The organism is Oleiharenicola sp. Vm1, assembly GCF_047777955.1.
Taxonomy (GTDB): domain Bacteria; phylum Verrucomicrobiota; class Verrucomicrobiia; order Opitutales; family Opitutaceae; genus Didemnitutus.
The window spans coordinates 3,979,689-3,998,111 of sequence record NZ_CP180537.1; the positions used below are offsets into that span (position 1 = coordinate 3,979,689).

Consider the following 18,423-nt stretch of genomic DNA (forward strand, 5'->3'; position numbering starts at 1 on the left):
CGCATCGCCCCATCCGGAAACGTCTACTCGCCTACTCGACTGTCGTGAAACGTCTCCTTGCCGACCCCACGCGCCTCATCTTCATCGGCACCCTCGCGCTGCTCGTCGCCGGCTACCATTCCTTCCTCTTCGTGACGCCGTGGCACGAAGACGGGGACTTTGCACTGAACGCCCTGCAAATCGAACGGGCCAAGCATCTCAACGAATTTTACGGCAACTACTCGCGCTTTCACTTCAACCACCCCGGGCCGGCATTCTTCTATGTCTACGCGGTCGGCGAGTATGTGCTGCACGACTGGCTCCAGGTCGTGCCCTCACCGCACAACGCCCACGCGATCGCCGGAACGATGTTGCAGGCGTTTTTCTTCGCACTCGCGCTGGGGATCGCGGCGGACTGGATCCGTTCGCGCTGGTTCATTCCGCTGGCACTGGCGGCCGCCGGACTGCATTTCGGCCTAGCGCGCGAGGCGTTCGTGAGCATCTGGCCGCCCCATGTGCTGCTGATGCCGTTCCTCTGCTTGCTCGTCGCGGCCGCTTCCGTTGCGGCGGGGGCCATGCGGCACCTGCCGCTGCTGGTGCTTAGCGGCTGCTTCCTCGTGCACGGTCACGTCGCACAGCCGTTGATGGTCGGCGTCCTATTTCTCACCGCCTACGGGCTGTTCTGGCAAACGCAACGCGCCGGCGGGATCACGATTCCTCCTTGGAAGGCACAGCCGGGGCCGCACTGGATCGCAGCCGCCTGCATCGCGGTGTTCATGATTCCGTTCCTGGTCGATCTCACGCTCGGTCGCGACAGCAACTTCGCCGAGATCCTTCGCTTCTTCCTCGCGAAAAAACCGCACCGCAGCTTTATCGACTCACTCGTCTACCTCCTGAGCTTCTTCGGCTATGAGCGCAGCCAGGAGCTGTTCATCCCCGAAAGAGGCGGGATCAACTTCGCCTTCCTGCGCCAAGGCCTGGCGGCGTATGCCGGGTGGGCGATTGTGCTGGCGTTCATCGCCGGACGCACGCGCGGTTTCCGCCATCTGCCGCGGGGCACCGACGCAGAGCGCTTTGTTCGTGCGCTGATTCTGGTCACCGGTGCTGGCTTCGTCACCGCGGTGCTCTGGGGCTGGATCCAGAATGGTCCGATGTTCGCGTTCAACAGCCACTTCTATTACGCCCTGCTCTATGCCGTGGCGCTGATCGCCGCCGGTCTCCTCACGCCGCTCCTGCCAGAGCGCGGTGCGTGGCTTGGCGGCGGTGTCCTGGTGGTCGCCGGTGCTTTGGCCACGTGGTCGCTGCGCACCTTGCCGCCAAGCGTGAACAACGCCGACACCGCATGGGTGACCGCCACCGCGGCGGCCCTCCGAACCGACCCGCGGCCCGAAGCCCCCAAGTTCTTAGTTTTCAACCATGACGACTGGGGCGATGTCGCGCGCACGGCACTTGCACTGAAACGCAGCGGCCACAGTTACCGCGTCGACGAAAGCTGGCAATTCATGTTCGGCCGCTATCGCTCGATCAATGCCGACGACCTCGACACGCTGGAAAATTATTCCGTTTGGCGCTTCTCGCACAACCCGCTTGCTGGTCCGGGAGTGTTGCTCGGCCGAGGGCTTCGCGTCTTCCACGAGCCCGGAACCATCAACCCGGATGACGCGACCATCGAGTGCCGTCGATCTGGGAACTTCGAACAATACGTCCTCTTCGGCTTCACCACGCCCGACGAAAATTTTACCTGGAGCAACCTGACGCGCTCCGCGTTCCAGTTCCGCTCGGCTCACCCCGCTATCCGCGACGTCGGAATCGAAATCGACGCCCAGCCCTTCCTGCCTGCCGCTCGCAAGAGTCAACCCATGCGCCTGTTCGTAAACGGCGGCGAGGTTGCCCGTTTTGACCTGAGCACTAAGGCCACCGTGCGCGCGCGCGTCCCGGCCGCCCTCTGGAACGCGCGGACGGTCGTCACGCTCCGTCTCGATTTTCCCGCGGCCGAGACTCCTCGCGCCGACGGTTCCTCGGACGATCCGCGCGCACTTGCCTGGGCCATCTCGGCTGTGCGGTTCCGCGCCCTCGACTGAGTCCGATGATTTTTGTTTGAGCCGCGCCGCGGCGCCCGGACACTGCGAGGCGCTGCATGTCCCGTCTGCCCGACCGCTTCGTCCAGCCCCTTTCACCCGCGATGCGCACGCGTGGGCTCGCCGTGGCGGTCGTGTTCGCCCTGCTCGGCTACGCGACCTTCGTCTTTACCGAGGCCAACATCGCGCCAGCTGGCGCCGATTCATCCGGCTACTTCAATCTCGCGCGCATGCTGCTCGAGCGACGGATTCACGCTGCGCCGCGTGTGATTGAGGGCGTGCCGATGGCAGAAGTGCCCTACTTCACTTACGCCCCGCTGGGCTTCGTGCCCGACGTGATCGCCGGTCATATCACCCCCACCTACCCCCCCGGACTGCCGCTGCTGCTGGCGGCATCCGCCTCCATCGGAGGATGGCACTGGGGACCGCAGGGATTGATGCTCCTGCACGCCCTCGCCGGGGTTGGCCTGACTTTCGCGCTCGCGCGCATGGCCGGCGTCTCCCGGCCCGTCGGCTGTCTCGTGGCCGCGGCGCTCGCGCTCTCCCCTTTACCTCGCCTACTGTCTGCAAGCGATGTCGGATCTGCCTGCGCTGGTTTGGTGCGCACTCGCCCTGCTCCTCGCCACCCGTGCCGGCGGCGCCTCGGCTCTCGGTTGCGGCATGGCACTCGGCCTGGCGGTGCTGATCCGGCCGACCAACGCCATGCTCGCACTGCCGATCGCGCTTGCCCTCGGCAGACCGGATCGGCGCTGGCTCTGGGTTGCCGCCGGCGGGGTGCCCGCTGCCGTGTTCATGGCACTGCTGAATCGCGCCGCCTATGGTAACCTCTTCGCCACCGGCTACGGTGACGTAAGCGAATTTTTCGGCCTGAAATGGGTCGGTGTGTCGACGGCGCATTACGCCCGCTGGCTGCCGGTTGTGCTAACCCCGTTGTTTCTGGTAGCCTTGGCCGCACCATGGCATCGCAGCGTGCCGCGGCGGCTGCTGTGGAGTCATGCTGCCTGGGTCGCAGCCTCGGCAACCTTCTATTCGTTTTACTACTTCACGCACCGTGAATGGTGGTATCTGCGCTTCCTGCTGCCATCGCTTCCCTCGCTGCTCGTGCTGGCCGGCCTCGGAGCCGAAGCACTCGTCGCCCACCTGCGCTCCCCACTAGTCCGACGCGCACTCTGGGGCGCCGCGGCAATCTCGATCGCAGTGAACGCCAATCTGCGCTGGCACAGCCTCGGTCTGAGGGGCATTGGCCAGACCGGCGCGCGCTTCACCGAAATGCACCAATTCATTGCCGAGAGCGTGCCGGCCAACGCAGTGGTGCTTTCGCTTGAGGGCAGTGGCACCCTCTTCTTTTCCACCAACCTCTGCATCGTGCGCTGGGATACTCTCGATGACGCCTGGCCGCGCGTGCGCGACGGCGCCCTTCGGGCAGGACGACCGCTCTACGCCACGCTTTTCACTTTCGAGGACGAGCAGCGGTTCCGCGAGCGCACGCCCGGCAATTGGGAGTTCGTCGCGCAACACGGCCTCGCGACGCTTTGGCGGCTCAAGCCCTCGCCCTGACCCATGCTACTCTTCGAGGCCAGTCACACCAGCCACACCCGCGCGCAGACGGGCATCCAACGCGTCGTGCGCTCGCTGTTCGCGGAGCTGGAAAAGCGGGACCGCGTGGCGCCGGTCTGCTTCGATCCGCACCAAGGCGCGTGGCGGGCCCTGAACGCCGGTGAACTCGCCACGCTGCGCGACCGCCACGGCGCCGCCGGGTCGCGCGGCGCGAAATGGACGCTCGCGCAGCAGATCGCCGGGCACGTCCGCCGCCTCGCCGGGCGCCGCGCCGCCCTGCCGGCCGCGACCGGACTGCTGGTGCCGGAGCTGTTCTCGGCCAAGGTCGCCGCCCAGCTCCCCGCCTTGCTCGCGCGCGTGCGCGGGCCGCGCGTCGCGGTCTTTCACGATGCGATCGGCCTCAAGTTTCCCGAGCTGACCCCGCCCGCCACCGTGGCCCGCCTGCCGGCCTACCTGCGCGAACTCGCGCAGTTCGACGGCGTCGCGGCCGTCTCCGAGGACTCCGCCGCGAGCCTGCGCGACTTCTGGCAGTGGGCGGGCCTCGCGCACACGCCGCCGGTGCAAGCCATCCCCTCGGCGTGGCTCCCGCCCGCGCCGCGAGCGCGCACACACCGGCCGCCCGCGCGGCGCCGCGCGTGCTGTGCGTGAGCACGATCGAGGGCCGCAAGAATCACCTCGCCCTGCTCGCCGCCGCGGAGGCGCTCTGGCGCGAGGGCCTGGCCTTCGAGCTCGAGCTCGTCGGCCTGCCACGCACCGACACGGCGGCGCCCGCGCTGGCCCGCATCGCGGAGCTGCAGCGCGCCGGTCGGGCGTTGATCGCCCACGGCGCGGTCCCGGACGAGCAGCTGCACGACGCCTACGCGCGCTGCACGTTCACGGTCTATCCCTCGCTGACCGAGGGCTTCGGCCTGCCGGTGCTCGAGAGCCTGCAGCACGGGCGCCCCTGCATCTGCTCGGCCCAGGGCGCCCTGGGCGAGGCGGCGCGCGGCGGCGGAACGCTTGCGCTCGATTCTGTTGATGCCTCCACCCTGGCGGCGGCGATGCGTCGCCTGCTCACGGAGCCGGCACTGCGGGCCGAATTGTCGGCCCAGGCGCGCACGCGCAAATTACGCACATGGAGCGACTACGCCAGCGACCTGACCGGCTGGATGGACGCGCTGCCGCGGCACCAGTGACGGACCGGCTTTGCGGTTGCCAACACCAGCCATTCCCCGCCTAGTCGGCACCGGATATCATGGCCCTGTCCCTCTTCACCAAGACCAAGAAAGCGATCATCGAGCGCGCGAAGGACGACTACGCGACGAAGATGCGCCTGAAATACAAGCCCTACTACCACGCCATGGAGGCACAGCAGGGCACGCACATCACGCTGCAGGGCCGCGCCATGATCATGCTTTCGAGCAACGACTACCTCGGCCTGTCGTTCCATCCGAAAGTGGTCGAGGCCGCCGGCAGCGCCGCGAAAAAGTGGGGCACGAGCACGACCGGTGCGCGCATCTCGAACGGCTCGCGCGCCTACCATATCGCGCTTGAGGAAAAGCTGGCGACGTTTCTCGGTCGCGAGGCGTGCCACATCAGCGTCGCCGGCTACGTCTCGTGCTGCTCCGCCGTCGCCACGTTCGCGCAAAAAGGCGACACCATCATCGCCGACAAGAACATCCACTCCTGCCTCTGGGACGGCGTGCGCCTCTCCATGGCCGCCGTCGAGCGCTTCAGCCACAATAACCCGGAGGACCTTCGCCAGGTGTTGAAGAGCATCCCCTTCAACACCCCGAAGATGCTGGTCGTCGAAGGCGTTTACTCGATGGAGGGCCACATCTGCCGCCTGCCGGAGATCGCTCAACTGGGCGAGGAAGCGGGCTGCTTCACGGTCCTCGACGATGCACATGGCTTCGGCGTGCTCGGCCGGCAGGGCCGGGGCACGGTCGATCACTTCAAACTGAACGACAAGGTCGACATCATCTGCGGCTCGATGTCGAAGTCACTCGCCAGCACCGGCGGCTATGTCGCCGGTGGGCGGGATCTCATCGAGTATCTCCGCACCAATTCGAAACAGACCCTCTTCAGCGCGGCCATCAGCCCCGCCATGGCCGCGACCGCCTCCGCCTCGCTCGACATCATGCAGAGCGAGCCCCAGCACCTCGAACGCCTCTGGAAGAACACGCGGCGCTATCGCGAGATGCTCAAGGGCCTCGGCCTCGACACGTGGGACAGCGAGACGCCGGCGGTGCCGATCGTCCTCGGCTCGAAGGAACTCGTCTACCGCTTCTGGCAGGCGCTGCTGGAAAAGGGCGTGTTCACCGTCATGTCGATCGCGCCGGCCGTGCCGCCGGGCAAGGATCTCATCCGCACCGCCGTCTCCGCGCTGCACAGCGACGAGGATCTCGAGAAGATCCACGCCGCCATGGCCTACGCGGTGAAGCAGCTCTGAGCCCCGCCGACGCTCAGCGCAGGCCGGCGAGCAACGCCTGCGCCGTCTGCCGCCACGTTGGCAACGGCCGTGCCACGGCCTCGGTGCGCAGGCGGCGCTGCAGGGCCGCGTCGCCGAGCACGGCGCGCAGCTTGCCGGTCCAGTCGGCGAGATCGTTCACGCGCGCGACGACGCAACCGCCGTGGTCGGCGTTCTCCCGCAGCACCGGCAGGTCGCTGCACACGCACGGCACGCCCCGCCACAGGGCCTCGATCACCGGCAGGCCGCATCCCTCGGCGATGGTGGGAAACGCCACGGCGCTCGCATTGGCGTAGAGGCTGCGCAGCGTCGCGTCGTTCGCCGCCACATGCAGCCGCAACCGCCGCTCAGTCTTCGCAAGAGCCTGGATGCGCTGCACGATCGGCGCGCCGAAATGCGGGTTCACGCGGCCCACGATGTGCAGGTCGAAGTCCACCCCGGCGCGCCAAAGCTCCTCCGCCGCGTCGAGGAGGAACATCTGGTTCTTGCGCGGCTCGATGATGCCCACGCAGAGCAGCGACCCGCGCGCCGGCACCGGCGGCGCGTTCGTCGCCCGCGCCGAACCGTCGAAATCGGAACCGAGCTCGAGCACGCCGGTCTGCGCGCGCACCGGCGCGCCCTGCCAGCGCCAGAAGCCGACGAGGTCGCGCCGCACCGCCTCGGAGATGCCCCACACGCGGTCGAAGCCCGCCAGCAGCTTCATGTAGTCCGGGTGGCGCTGCACGCTGTGCGGCCAGGTGATGTGCGGATGCGTCAGCGGGATCGCATCCGGAAAAACCGCGGCCAGATGGCAGGGCGGCTGGGCGATGAACTCGCGCAGCCCCGGCCGCTCCGCCCCGGAAAACAGCTCGACCGTGAGCAGCCAGTCGGCCGCCGCGAAGGCGGCCGGACGCGGCCGCGCCTCGACGGTCTCGAAGCGCCCGCGGTGCCAGGCCACGGGGACGACCGCGACGCCGAGCTCGGCGAGGAGTCGCGAGCTGACACGCGTCAGCCCCGACTTCTGCCGGGCACCGTGCATTTTCGTGACGTCGAAGTAGATCATCGGCGGGCGGCGGCGAAGCAGTCGATCAGGCGCGCGGTGTTCTTCCGAGCGTCGTAGTTCTGCTCGACCCACGCGCGGGCGTTGCGGCGCAGCGTCTCGGCCAGCGCGTCGTCGGACGCGAGCCGCTCGAGTGCAATCCGCCACGCCAGCGGGAGGTCGACGTCGGCCACCAGGCCCGTGCGCTCCTGCTGCACGGCCTCGGTGGTGGCGGAGACCGGCGAGCTGACCACGATCACGCCGGCGGCCATCGCCTCGGGGATGACGTTCGGCAACCCGTCGCGATCGCCGCTCGGCGCGACGATGCCGGTGTGCAGCAGCACGTCGGCCCAGGCGAGCTCGGTCCAGACCTGCGCGTGAGGCAGCTGGCCGCGGAAAGTCACATCGCCGGCGACGCCGAGCGCGGCCGCGCGGGCCTTGAGCTCGGCGCGGAGCGGCCCGTCGCCGACGATGCGCGCCTCGAAGGCGAAACCGGCCGCGCGCAGCGCCGCGTAGATGCGGAGCTGGTGCTCGAGTCCCTTCTTCTCCACCAGCCGCGCGACGCAGAGCAGGCGCAGCGGCCGGCGCGGCGCGCGCAGGGGCTTGAGGGCCGGGAATTCGGCCAGCCCGCGGCGGATCGTGACGATCTTCTCCGGAGCGAGGCCGCGCTCGAGGAGAAACTGGCGGCCGACTCCGTCGAGGTCTGGACGAAGCGCGCGAGACGGAGTTTTTCCAGGAGCCACCAGTCGCCGCCGTGCTCGTAGAGGTCGTAGGCGTGCGCGCCGCAGCTGAACGGGAGGCCGAGGATGCGCCAGAGCAGCCAGCCGGCAGTCGCGGGCGCGCCGGCCCAGGCGCCGTGCACCAGATCGGGCGGATCGCGGCGGAATTCGCGGTAGAAGCAGCCGGCAAAGCCGGCCCCGAGCATGTTCTCCCAGAAATTCAGCCACGCCGGCGGCGCGCGCATGAGCACGCCCTCGCAGAGGTCGCGCACGATGCGCGGCCGGCGCAGGCAGTTCCACGGGATCGTGAACAGGAACAGCGGCACCAGCCGCCAGAGGTTGAAGCAGCGCACCGGACGGCCGCGGAACTCGCCGCCGCCGCCGAAGAGCGAGTAGAGCCGCACGTCGACTCCGTGGTCGATCAGCGCCGCGACGTCGCGCTGGAGGAACGTCTCCGAGGTCTTCGGGAACGTCGTGAAGAGAAACGCGACTTTGAGCGGACGGGACGGCACGGTCGCCGATGAAGTAGCCACGAAGCGGCGCGGAGGGACACAAAAAACGACGCCCGCCCCGCGAGAGCCGCGGCGCGGCGGCCGCCGCTCAGGCGCCGGCCGGGCGCGGCGGCGGGAAGGGCCGCGGCACGAGCTTCGCGCCGGCGGCCTGGGCGCCCAGCGCGACGAGTTCCTCGACCACGGTCGTGGGATCCTCGTCGTAGCGCAGGGCGAGGAAACGCTCGCGCAGGCCGCGGTAGGTCGCCGGTTTCTCCAGCCACTCGGCGATGATGTCGGCGAAATCGTCGGCGTTGCGGATCAGCTCCGCGCCCTGGCCGTTGCGGAAGAATTTCACCGTGAGTTCCTCCTGCGGCATGATGCCGCCGATGGCGTTGAAGATGATCGGGCACTCGAAGTGCAGCGCCTTGGCGCAGGTGGTGGTGCCGCCGCGCGTGACGATGGCATCGCTGACCTGGAGCAGGAGGTGGACCTCCTCGGAGAAGCCGTCGACGAAGACCTCGAGTTCCGGGTGCTCGTTGCGCCAGTGGACGACCTCGTTGTAGGCCTCGCGGTTCCGGCCGCAGATGACGATCGCCTGCACGCGGTCGCCATGGGGGAGCAGCTTGGGCAGCAGGCTAAGGTGGTTGTTGGCGCCGTTGCCGCCGGTGGCGAGGAAGACGGTGAAGCGGTCGGGCCGGAGCTCGAGCGTGTCGACGAGGTAGTCGCGCTTGGCGCTGGCGGTCTTCAGCACCTCGAGGTGGGCGCGCGGGCGCATCAGGTGGCCGCGCACGCGGGTGCGCGCGACGGGCATGCCGAGCTTGACGGCGTAGTCGCGCGCCGTGGGCGTGCGCGAGATGTAGAGGTCGGCGGTGGGCTCGACCCAGTTGACGCTGTAGCCGAAGCCGCCGGAGAACTCGCCGCAGTAGGTGGCGCAGCGGACGTGGTCCGCGCCGAGGAGCTTGCGCGCGAGCTGGAAGTAGCCGCGGTTGAGGCAGTCGTGGACGCTGAAGATCAGGTGCGGGCGGTAGTCGAGCAGGACCTTCTCGTAGTAGCGCCGGCCCCACGAGACCGAGCGGCGGTTGACGAGGCTGAGGAGCTCGACGAAGAGGAAGAACGCCTTGTGGATCCACGGGGATTTTTTCTGGATCCAGTTGTAGAACTCGACGCCCCAGCGGAAGAACGTCGAGGACTTCTCGAGCATCTGCTCGATGCGCACGTCGACGTCGTGGCGGTAGAGTTCGAAGCACCACTCGGCGAAGGCCTGGGCCCGGGCGTCGTGCCCGGCGCCGGTCGAGGAGGTGAGGATGAGGATGCGGACGCGCGCCATGTCAGAGATCGAAATACTTTGCGATGAGGCGGCGGCGCAGCCCGAGCGAGCCGAAACGGGCGAGGAACGGGCCCACCACCGCCTGGAAAAAGCGCCCCGTGCGCACCGTGCCGCTGCGGCCGCGCGCGAGGGCGCGCCGGAGCGCCTCGGCCGCGTGCGCGGGCGCCGGGCCGTGCTCCATCAGGCGGTGAAACGCCGCCCAGACGCGCTCCTGCGCGGCGTCGGGCAGCCGCTCCGGCCGCGTCACGGCGCCCTCGAAGTCGGTGCGGTAGTCGCCGGGCCGGAAATCGATCACGATCACGCCCGTGCCCTCGGTCTCGAACATCAGGCTCTCGTTCAGCGCGCTGAGGCCGGACTTCACGACGTTGTAGGCCGCCTGGTAAGGCAGGGGAAACTCGGCCGCGAGCGACGAGATGTTCACGAGCGCGCCGCGCCGCCGCGCCAGCAGGCCGCGGAGCGCGGCGTGCGAGAGGCGCGCGGTATGGAGGAGCATGATCTCCATCTGGCGCTGCCAGAGCGAGAAATCGGTCGCGGCGAAACCGCCGAAGGCGCCGAAGCCCGCGTTGTTGACCACGAGATCGAAGCCGCCGGCTTCCCGCTCCGCGGCGAGGAAGACCCGCTCCGCGGCCGCGCCGTCGCCGAGCTCGAGGGCGACGGCGTGGAAGCGCGCGCGCGGCGCGAGGCGCGCGGTATCGCGCGCGGTGCCCCAGACCTCGACGCCCTCGCGCAGCAGCATCTCGGCGAACGCGCGGCCGAGGCCGGTGCTGGCGCCGGTGACGAAGGCCGTGCGGTAGCGCGACGAAAGCGGGGCGGCGCTCATGCGACGGCTCAGACGCGCTTGAGCACCAGCGCGACGTTGGCGCCGCCGAAGCCGCTGCTGTTGCTGAGCACGACGTTCGGGCGGTTCGGGAGCGTCGACCGGATGATGTTCAGCCCCTCGCACGCGGGGTCGAGGTTCGTGATGTGGGCGGAGCCGGGCATGAAGCCCTCGCGGATCGCCACGGCGCAGAACGCCGCCTCCATCGCGCCGGCGAGCGACAGGCCGTGGCCGGTCAGCGCCTTCGTGCTGCTGATGGCGGGGCGTGTCGGCGAGTTGCTGCCGAAGATCGCCTTGAGCGCGCGCGCCTCGGAGAGGTCGCCGATCGGGGTCGAGGTGGCGTGGGCGTTCACGTAGTCGACCTGGTCGGGCGTGATGTCCGCGGACCGGAAGGCGTTCTCGATCGCGACGCGCAGGCCCGTGCCCTCGGGGTGGGAGATGGCGACGTTGTGGCCGTCGGACGCCTGGCCCCAGCCGGCGACTTCGCAATAGACCTTCGCGCCGCGGCGTTCGACCTCCTCCTCGCTCTCGAGCACGACCACGGTCGCGCCGCCGGTGCCGACGAAGCCGTCGCGCGCCGCGTCGAAGGGGCGCGAGGCCTGGGCCGGGTCGGTCTGCACGGAGAGCGCGCGCATGCCGGCGAAGGGCAGGATGCTCTCGACGTTGCCGTCCTCGGCGCCGACGATGAACATGCGCTTCTGCCGGCCGAGCGCGATCTCGTCGAAGGCGAAGCCGAGCGCGTGCGCCGACGAGGCGCAGGCGGACGAGAACCCGGTGGACGCGCCCTTGATCTTGAAATGCGAGACGAGGTTGAAGTTCACCGTGCCGGAGATCGACGCGACGATGCCGAGCGGCTGGCAGCGCATGACGCCGAACTTCCGCAGCCGCTCCAAGTAATAGCCCAGCAGGAATGGCGAGCCGCCGGACGCGGCGTAGAGTCCGGTGTCGTTGTTCGAGTAATCGGCCTCGGTGAGCTTGGCGTCCTCCAGCGCCTGCAGCATCGCGCAGTAGGCGTAGACGCCATGCGGGGCCATGCCGCGGAGGAGTTCGCGGCGGATGCTGTAGCGCGCGGGGAAGACCCAGTCCTCCGCGTCGGTCGAGTCGGTCTGGAAGTCCTTGATCGGCGCCGCGACCTTCACCGGGATGTCCGGCTTCTGGAACGGCGGGTAGAGCACCATGCCGTGGCGCAACTCGCGCAGGCTCTCCGTGACGGTGGCGAGATCGTTGCCGATGCTCGTGATGAAACCGACGCCGGTGATGAAGACTTTGCGCATGAGGAGGTCAGGGATGCCGCGGCGCGGAGGCGCGCAACAGAATCCGAGCACTCAAAGACGTTTCGCGGGGCCGGTCAACAGGCCCGTGCAGCAGGAACCGGCGGGCCGAACGCACTCAGGCGTTGACCGCGGTGGCTTCGCCGCCGTTGGCGTCGATCGGCTTGCCGACCGCCTCGACCGGAGCCGCGACCGCGGCGGGCTGGGCGGTTTCCTCGGCGAAGGCGAAGGTGAGCGTGATTTCCTCGGCGATGGCGGCCTTCTCCTGGCCCACGCGGATCTGGCCCTCGAACGTGGCCAGCGGGAGCTTCAGGCGCTTCGGCTTGATGGAGAGGGTGAGGACGTCGCCCGGACGGCAGACGCGGTGGCAGCGCACGCCTTCGCAGGAGGTGAAGAAGATCATCTTCGGGTCGACCGTCTTGCCGGCCTCGCCGATCTGGGCCTCGAGGAGGAACAGCACGCCCAGCTGGCCCAGCGCCTCGAGCATGATGGAGGCGGGCAGCACGGGGTTGTCCTTGAAGTGCCCCTGGAGGAAAAACTCCTGGCCGCTGATCTTGTATTTGGCGTTGGCGCCGTGCGCGCTGACCGAGGCCTCGCTCAGGAACAGGAACGGCGGCTGGATCGGCATGACCGAGGCGATCTGCTCGATCGGGAGAAACTTCGTCGGCTTCGGAAGCGGCAGGCCGCGGACCTTGCACTCGATGAAGGTCTTGACGTCGCCGACGGTGCGGAGGTGGCGAAGCTCCTCGTTGTTGATCGACATCTGGAGCACATCTTCCACGAGGATGACGATTTCCATCATCGTCAGCGAATCGATGCCCAGGTCCTCGATGATGCGCAGGTCGTCGTCGGCGTCCTTGAGCTTGGCGCGCAGGTCGGGTTCGACGAAGCGCTCGATGATGCCGAGGACGATGGCGGGCAGGTGCTCGGTATTGCCGGTCTTGCGGAACTGGGCCGCCGCCTCGTAAGTCGCCGCGGAGCAACGCTTCAAGGCCTCGCGAAGATTTGCATCATCCTCGGGAGTAAACGGTTTGAGCTGGAATCCCGTAGGATTGTTAACTGCCTGTGCCATTTGGGGAGAATTAGGTGAAGGTGGCTAAGACTGTAAACCCTAAAAACCTTCGGCGCCGGGGCCAAAGGACCACCCCTCATGACAGCCAAGGCACGTAAAGCCTCCATTAATATTTCGCTGGCAGCGCGGCGTCCCGTCAGCCTAAAGGGAATCCTTCTCATGCCCGACTCCGCCCAGCCGCGCCTCGTGACGGTCACACACGAGTTTTTCCCCCACCGCGGCGGCATCGCGGTCTATACCGCCGAAATGGCGGCGGCAGCCAGCCGCCTGGGCTACGGCGTCGAGGTCTGGGCGCCGCGCCTGTCGGCGCGCGTCGCGGAGCCCGCTTGGCCGTTCCAAGTCAACCGGTTGAACATCGACGGCTCGCACAGCCTGCTCAACCAATGGCGCATGGCGCGCTACCTCCTCGCCCATCGCGAGCATTGGGAGGACACGCTCGTCTACGTGCCGGAGCCGGGGCCGCTGCTGTCGATGCTGTTCCTGCAGTTCTTCGACATCCTCCCGCCGGGCAAGCTCTTCATCACCCTGCACGGTTCGGAGATCCTCAAGCTCGCCCTGCGGCCGCTCATGCGCGCCAGCGCCCGCCGGCTCTTCCAGCGCGCCGATCGCATCAGCGTCGTCAGCCGTTACGCCGAGCGCCTCCTCGTCGACCTGTTTCCCAGCACCGCGCCCAAGGTCGTGCTCACCCCCGGCGCGCTGCGCGCCGACTTCGCCCGTGCCCGGCTCCCCGGCCCCCGCGCGCCCGGCGAACGCATCGTCATCCTCACCGTCGCGCGCATCCACCCGCGCAAGGGCCAGCTGCGGGTCCTCCAGGCCCTCAAGGCCCTGCCCTCCCGCTCCGCGCCCGGCTCGAATACTGGATCGTCGGCGGCCACGGGAAAGAGAACTACGAACCCGCCCTCCGCGCCGCCGCCGCCGACGCGGGCTTCCCGGTGAAATTCCTCGGCGACGTCCCCGACGAGCAGCTCGGGCCGATCTACGAGCGCGCGGACATCTTCGCGATGACGAGCATGCCGCACAAACTCAGCGTCGAGGGCTTCGGCCTCGTCTACCTCGAGGCCGGCGCGCACGCCCTCCCCGTCGTCGCCCACGCCATCGGCGGCGTGCCCGAGGCGGTGATCGACGGCGAGACCGGCCTCCTCGTCCCGCCCGACGACTCCGCCGCCCTCACCGCGGCGTTCGCCAAGCTCATCGGCGATCCCGCGCTCTGCCGCCGCCTCGGCGCCGCCGGCCAAGCGCGCGCCCTCAGCCACACTTGGGACGCCGCCGCCCTCACCCTGTTCGGACCACCCGCCGCGCCCGCTGACTCCCCATGATCGTCTCCCGTTCCCAAGTTCACGTCCGCTATGCCGAAACCGACATGATGGGCGTCGTCTATCACGGCAACTACCTCGCCTGGTTCGAGGTCGGCCGCACCCAGCTGCTCAAGGAACAGGGCATCGTCTACCGCGACCTCGAGGCGCAGGGCTACCTGCTTCCGGTGATCGAGGTGGGCGCGAAATACCTCCGCCCCGCGCTCTACGACGACGAGATCACCGTCGTCACCACGCTGGCCGAGCGCCCGCTGCTCCGCATCCGCCTCGACTACGAGGTGAAGCGCGGCGACGAGCTGCTCGTCACCGGATTCACCGTCCACAGCTTCATCAACCGCCAGGGCGAGCCGGTCCGCCCGCCCGCCGTCTTCGCCGCGCGTATGCGCGAGCTCTTCGCCGGCAAGCCCGCCGGCTAGAGCTCCGCCGCCGCGTATTCCGCGAGCACCGCGGCATCCGTCTCCGCCGCGCGCGCCGCCGCGAGCAACTCCTCCGCGCGCGCGCCGGCGAGCTTCCGCACCGCCCACACCGCGTGCGCCCGCACCAGCGGCCGCTCGTGCGCGGCCAGGGCCACGAGCGCCGGCACGAGCGCCGCATCGCCCGAGTTGCCGGCCACGATGCAGGCGTTGCGCAGCAGGCCGGACAGCTTGAGCCGCTTCACCGCCGTGCGCCGGAACACCGCCGCGAATCGCTCCGGCGTCATCGCCAGCAAGTCGGGCAGCGTCAGCCCGGCCAGCTCCCCGCGCGCGACGAGCAGCACCTGGCGCCCCGCCTGCGCGAACCGGTTCCACGGGCACACCTCGAGGCACACGTCGCAGCCGTAGACGTGCGCGCCGATGCCGGCGCGTAGCTCGCGCGGGATCACGCCCTTGTTCTCGATCGCCTGATAGGAAATGCAGCGCCGCGCGTCCACCACGCCCGGCGCGGGGAGCGCCGCCGTCGGGCACGCCGTCAGGCAGCGCGTGCACTTGCCGCACAGCAGCCCCGCCGGCTCGTCGCCACCGGCGCGCGCCCGCTCCGGCCGCAGCGGCGCGTCGGGCTCGATCGCCACGCGCGTGGCGATCGCGGCGAGGAAGAGCCAGTTCCCAAAATCGCGCGAGATGAGCATGCCGTTCTTGCCGCGGAAGCCCACGCCCGCCCGCGCGGCGAAGCCGCGCTCCATCACCGGCCCGGTGTCGGTGTAGTAACGGTAGTCGGCCGGCGCCGCGCCGCCCAGCTCCTCCAGCACGCGCCCGGCCGCGGCGAGGCCGGGCTTCATCGTGTCGTGGTAATCCTCGTGCAGCGCGTAGCGCGCCCACGCGGGCCGGCCGCCCGCCGCGAGCGCCGCCTCGACGGCGGGGCCCGGCCAGTAGTTCACGCCCAGCACGATCACGCTGCGCGCCCCTCGACCACGCGCGCGGCGTCGCCGCGCTTGTCCACGGTGCGCTCCAGCCACGCCATGTCGGCGTGCCGTCCCTCCGCCAGCCACGCGCGCAACGCCGCGCCGCCGCCGGGCGCGGCCGTCGCGAAGCGCACCACGTCGAAGCCGAGCTCTTGCAGCCGCCGGCGCAGCTCCTCGCGGCGCCCGCCCGCGAGCGGCGCGGACTGCGCGGCGGCGTTCATGCCGGCGGACGCCACTCGCGCGCTTCCTGGCGGTAGACGCGCAGCACGTGCGCGACGATCTCGCGCAGCGGCCGCGAATCGGTGAGCACCATCGTGCCCGTGCGCCGGTAGATCGCCTCGCGCGCGGCGTAGAGCGCGCGCAGCTTCTCCTCGCGGTTCTCGCCCGCGAGCAGCGGCCGGTTGTTCGCCCGGCCCGTCCGCTCGAGGATGGTCGCGAGCGAGGCGTGCAGGCAGATCACCACCCCGCGCGCCTTCAGCAGCGGGAGCATGCCCTCCGGCACCACGAGCCCGCCGCCGCAGGAGACGACGCAGCCCTCGGCCGGGTGGCCCTGCGCGATGAACGCGCGCTCCAGCGCGCGGAACGCCGGCTCGCCCTGCTCGGCGAAGATCTGCGGGATCGGCCGGCCCTGCGTCCGCTCGATCTCGTGGTCGACGTCGAGCAGCGTGTAGCCGAGCGCGCGCGCCGCGTGCCGGCCGACCGTGCTCTTGCCGGTGCCGGCGAAACCCACGAGGTAGAGGTTGACGCGGGGCGCTTCCATCGCGCCGAACGAACACCGCCCGCGCCCGCGGCGCAAGGCCGCGCTGCGTCCCGCGCCGCCGCGCGCCCACTTCGCTCTCGGCAACGCGCGGCCTTTCGCCAACCCTCGCGCGCATGTCCGCGTCCGTCCCGCCCGACTACACGTTCGCCTCCGACAACACCGCCGGCCTCGCCCCCGAGGCGCTCGCCGCCCTCACCGCCGCCAACGCCGGCCCGACGCCCTCCTACGGCAACGACCCGTGGACCGCGCGCGCCAGGCAGCTCATCCGCGACGTGTTCGCGACCGACGCCGAGGTCTTCTTCGTCTTCAACGGCACCGCCGCCAACTCGCTCGCCCTCGCGCAATTCTGCCGCAGCTACCATAGCGTCATCTGCCACGAGTTCTCCCACGTCGACACCGACGAGTGCAGCGCGCCCGAATTTTTCCTCGGCGGCGGCAAGGTGATCGCGGTCCCGGGCCCCGGCTGCAAGCTGCGCCCGGCCGACGTCGAGCCGGTCTTCGCGCGCGGCCACGGCGTGCACTACCCCAAGCCCGGCGCGCTCTCGCTCACGCAGGCGACCGAGTGGGGCACGCTCTACACGCCCGACGAGGTCCGCGCCGTCGCCGACCTCGCCCACGCGCACGGCCTCGCCGTGCACATGGACGGCGCGCGCTTCGCCAACGCCGCCGCCGCGCTCGCCGCGCGCGGGCACGCGCCGGCGGACTTCACCTGGCGCGCCGGCGTGGACGTCCTCTCCTTCGGCGGCACGAAGAACGGCATGGCCACCACCGAGGCGGTCGTGTTCTTCCGCGCGGAGCTCGCGCGCGAGTTCGAGTATCGCGTGAAGCAGGGCGCCCAGCTGGCCTCGAAGCAGCGCTTCGCCACCGCGCAGTGGTGCGGCATGCTGGCGGACGGCGCGTGGCTGCGCCACGCCGCGCACGCCAACGCGATGGCGCAGCGCCTCGCGTCCGCGCTCCGCGCCGCCGGCGCCCGCCTCTCGGTCGCGCCCGAGGCCAACGGCGTCTTCGTCGAGCTGACGCCCGCCCAGGCCGACGCACTCGCGGCGCGCGGCTGGCAATTCTACCGCTTCATCGGCGCGACCGGCTACCGGCTGATGTGCTCGTGGGCGACGGAGGCGGCGACGGTCGACCGCTTCGCGGCGGACTTCGCCGCCGTCGCGAGCCGTCGCTGAAACGAAGCGCGGAAAACAAAACGCGCTCCCGGTCGGGAGCGCGTCGTGGTCGGAAAATTTCCGCCGGGCGGATTACTTCTTCGCCTCGGTCTCGGCCGGGGCGTCGGCGACGCCGAACACCTCGACTTCGAAGATGAGCGTGGCCGCGGGCGGGATGCCGGGGGCGCCGTCGTCGCCGTAGGCGAGGTGCGGCGGCACGTAGAGGCGCCACTTCGCGCCGACGGGCATGTTCTTGAGGGCGAGGATGAGGCCCTCGGGGGCGTTCGTGCCGGACTTCACCAGCACGTCGACCGGCTCGGGGATGCCCGCGCCCTGCTGTTGCTGCTGGAGCGTGGATTCGAAGACCTGGCCGTTGGTGAACGCGCCGACGAGGTGGATCTTGGCGACCTGGCCTTCCTTCGCGATCTGGCCCTTGCCCTCCTTGACGACCTCATAGCGCAGGCCGTTGGAGCCGCTGAGCTCCTTCACGTTCTTGTTTTCCTTCAGCTTGGTGAAGAATTCGGCCGTGTTGGCCTGGTTGGCGGTGCGGATCTTGTTCATCAGCGTCTGCTGCTTCTTCTGGAGCAGCGCCTGGAGCTGCGGGACGAGCTGCTGCGCGTCGTAGGTGAGCTCCTTGCCGGTGGCGGCTTCCGTCATGCCCTTGGCCATCGCCTCGATCTGGGCGGGCGTGAACTCGAGGTCGCGCAGGTTCATGCGGGCGCCGAGCGTGTAGCCGTAGGCTTCCATCAGCTGCGCCTCGGAGAACGTGACCGCGGGCGCGGCCGGGGCGGCCGGCTGGGCGGCGGGCGTCTGCGCCGCGGGCGCCGGGGTGGCGGGCGCCTGCTTGGCGTCGCTGCCGACCTGGGGAAGTTCGAATTTGACCGGGGCCTGCGCTTGCGCGGACACGGCGACCAGCAGGCCGAGAGAGGCGAGGCCTGCGCTGAGTTGGGAGGTGAATTTCATTGAGGGATGGGCCCCGGTTGGAAAACGGCCCGGGGGTTTGTGCCGTGAAAAGCGGGAACTTGCGGGGGCCGCCCCGAAAA

19 protein-coding genes are annotated in these 18,423 nt (G+C 69.7%); 9 read left to right on the plus strand and 10 right to left on the minus strand.

All coding sequences use genetic code 11. From position 1 onward, the window contains the following. The first annotated feature begins 44 nt into the window (after window positions 1-44). The 5 genes from ACMYLB_RS19075 (at window position 45) to ACMYLB_RS19095 (ending at window position 6,045) form a co-directional block, all read left to right on the plus strand. Window positions 45-2,060, plus strand: coding sequence for a hypothetical protein (locus ACMYLB_RS19075; protein ID WP_415908529.1), 2,016 nt, complete (start codon window positions 45-47; stop codon window positions 2,058-2,060). A 657-nt stretch (window positions 2,061-2,717) separates the two neighbouring features. Further along, window positions 2,718-3,614: a hypothetical protein gene (locus ACMYLB_RS19080; RefSeq protein WP_415908530.1), complete on the plus strand. Its 897-nt coding sequence runs from the start codon at window positions 2,718-2,720 to the stop codon at window positions 3,612-3,614. Between the two features lie 3 nt (window positions 3,615-3,617). Further along, window positions 3,618-4,262 carry a hypothetical protein gene (locus ACMYLB_RS19085; protein ID WP_415908531.1) on the plus strand — a complete coding sequence of 215 codons (645 nt, stop codon included), beginning with the start codon at window positions 3,618-3,620 and terminating at the stop codon, window positions 4,260-4,262. Continuing rightward, entirely contained in the window at window positions 4,193-4,789 is a 597-nt protein-coding gene (locus ACMYLB_RS19090) for a glycosyltransferase (RefSeq protein ID WP_415908532.1), read from the plus strand. Before ACMYLB_RS19085 ends, ACMYLB_RS19090 begins: the two co-directional genes overlap by 70 nt. Before the next feature lie 59 nt (window positions 4,790-4,848). Then, the gene (locus ACMYLB_RS19095; protein WP_415908533.1) at window positions 4,849-6,045 is read left to right on the plus strand and encodes an aminotransferase class I/II-fold pyridoxal phosphate-dependent enzyme; all 1,197 of its coding nucleotides are present in this window, start codon (window positions 4,849-4,851) and stop codon (window positions 6,043-6,045) included. A 13-nt stretch (window positions 6,046-6,058) separates the two neighbouring features. Here the strand turns inward: ACMYLB_RS19095 and ACMYLB_RS19100 are convergent, their stop codons facing one another. The 6 genes from ACMYLB_RS19100 to ACMYLB_RS19125 all read right to left on the minus strand — a co-directional run bounded on the left by ACMYLB_RS19100 (window position 6,059) and on the right by ACMYLB_RS19125 (window position 12,697). Next, entirely contained in the window at window positions 6,059-7,105 is a 1,047-nt protein-coding gene (locus ACMYLB_RS19100) for a glycosyltransferase (RefSeq protein WP_415908534.1), read from the minus strand. Continuing rightward, window positions 7,102-8,100: a glycosyltransferase gene (locus ACMYLB_RS19105; protein WP_415908535.1), complete on the minus strand. Its 999-nt coding sequence runs from the start codon at window positions 8,098-8,100 to the stop codon at window positions 7,102-7,104. Before ACMYLB_RS19105 ends, ACMYLB_RS19100 begins: the two co-directional genes overlap by 4 nt. 300 nt (window positions 8,101-8,400) lie before the next feature. Beyond that, complete coding sequence (locus ACMYLB_RS19110) at window positions 8,401-9,618, minus strand: glycosyltransferase (protein WP_415908536.1); 1,218 nt, start codon at window positions 9,616-9,618, stop codon at window positions 8,401-8,403. Window position 9,619: 1 nt separating this feature from the next. Then, window positions 9,620-10,438, minus strand: a complete 819-nt coding sequence (locus ACMYLB_RS19115) for an SDR family NAD(P)-dependent oxidoreductase (protein WP_415908537.1) — start codon at window positions 10,436-10,438, stop codon at window positions 9,620-9,622. Window positions 10,439-10,446: 8 nt separating this feature from the next. Next, window positions 10,447-11,709 (minus strand): beta-ketoacyl-[acyl-carrier-protein] synthase family protein, encoded by a 1,263-nt coding sequence (locus ACMYLB_RS19120; protein WP_415908538.1) that lies wholly within the window; start codon window positions 11,707-11,709, stop codon window positions 10,447-10,449. Between the two features lie 115 nt (window positions 11,710-11,824). After that, complete coding sequence (locus ACMYLB_RS19125; RefSeq protein WP_415908539.1) at window positions 11,825-12,697, minus strand: phosphopantetheine-binding protein; 873 nt, start codon at window positions 12,695-12,697, stop codon at window positions 11,825-11,827. Window positions 12,698-12,937: 240 nt separating this feature from the next. Between ACMYLB_RS19125 and ACMYLB_RS19130 the strand changes: the two genes are divergently transcribed. Genes ACMYLB_RS19130 through ACMYLB_RS19140 form a run of 3 tightly spaced genes read left to right on the plus strand, consistent with a single transcriptional unit; the run spans window position 12,938 to window position 14,507 of the window. After that, complete coding sequence (locus ACMYLB_RS19130; protein WP_415908540.1) at window positions 12,938-13,714, plus strand: glycosyltransferase family 4 protein; 777 nt, start codon at window positions 12,938-12,940, stop codon at window positions 13,712-13,714. Continuing rightward, window positions 13,639-14,094 (plus strand): glycosyltransferase family 4 protein, encoded by a 456-nt coding sequence (locus ACMYLB_RS19135; protein WP_415911119.1) that lies wholly within the window; start codon window positions 13,639-13,641, stop codon window positions 14,092-14,094. The genes ACMYLB_RS19130 and ACMYLB_RS19135 overlap by 76 nt, the downstream gene beginning before the upstream one ends. Continuing rightward, entirely contained in the window at window positions 14,091-14,507 is a 417-nt protein-coding gene (locus ACMYLB_RS19140) for an acyl-CoA thioesterase (RefSeq protein ID WP_415908541.1), read from the plus strand. The genes ACMYLB_RS19135 and ACMYLB_RS19140 overlap by 4 nt, the downstream gene beginning before the upstream one ends. On the opposite strand, the gene queG is transcribed toward ACMYLB_RS19140, so the two are convergent. The 3 genes from queG to ACMYLB_RS19155 are packed head-to-tail and all read right to left on the minus strand — an operon-like array spanning window position 14,504 to window position 16,229. Continuing rightward, window positions 14,504-15,445: a tRNA epoxyqueuosine(34) reductase QueG gene (gene queG, locus ACMYLB_RS19145; protein ID WP_415908542.1), complete on the minus strand. Its 942-nt coding sequence runs from the start codon at window positions 15,443-15,445 to the stop codon at window positions 14,504-14,506. The two genes, ACMYLB_RS19140 and queG, sit on opposite strands and share 4 nt — an antisense overlap. Before the next feature lie 11 nt (window positions 15,446-15,456). Further along, the gene (locus tag ACMYLB_RS19150) at window positions 15,457-15,690 is read right to left on the minus strand and encodes a hypothetical protein (RefSeq protein WP_415908543.1); all 234 of its coding nucleotides are present in this window, start codon (window positions 15,688-15,690) and stop codon (window positions 15,457-15,459) included. Beyond that, window positions 15,687-16,229, minus strand: coding sequence for a shikimate kinase (locus ACMYLB_RS19155; protein ID WP_415908544.1), 543 nt, complete (start codon window positions 16,227-16,229; stop codon window positions 15,687-15,689). Before ACMYLB_RS19155 ends, ACMYLB_RS19150 begins: the two co-directional genes overlap by 4 nt. 113 nt (window positions 16,230-16,342) lie before the next feature. Between ACMYLB_RS19155 and ACMYLB_RS19160 the strand changes: the two genes are divergently transcribed. Further along, entirely contained in the window at window positions 16,343-17,401 is a 1,059-nt protein-coding gene (locus ACMYLB_RS19160) for a threonine aldolase family protein (RefSeq protein ID WP_415908545.1), read from the plus strand. Between the two features lie 72 nt (window positions 17,402-17,473). Here the strand turns inward: ACMYLB_RS19160 and ACMYLB_RS19165 are convergent, their stop codons facing one another. Next, on the minus strand, window positions 17,474-18,343 hold the full coding sequence (locus tag ACMYLB_RS19165; protein ID WP_415908546.1) for an FKBP-type peptidyl-prolyl cis-trans isomerase: 870 nt from the start codon (window positions 18,341-18,343) through the stop codon (window positions 17,474-17,476). Between the last annotated feature and the right edge of the window lie 80 nt (window positions 18,344-18,423).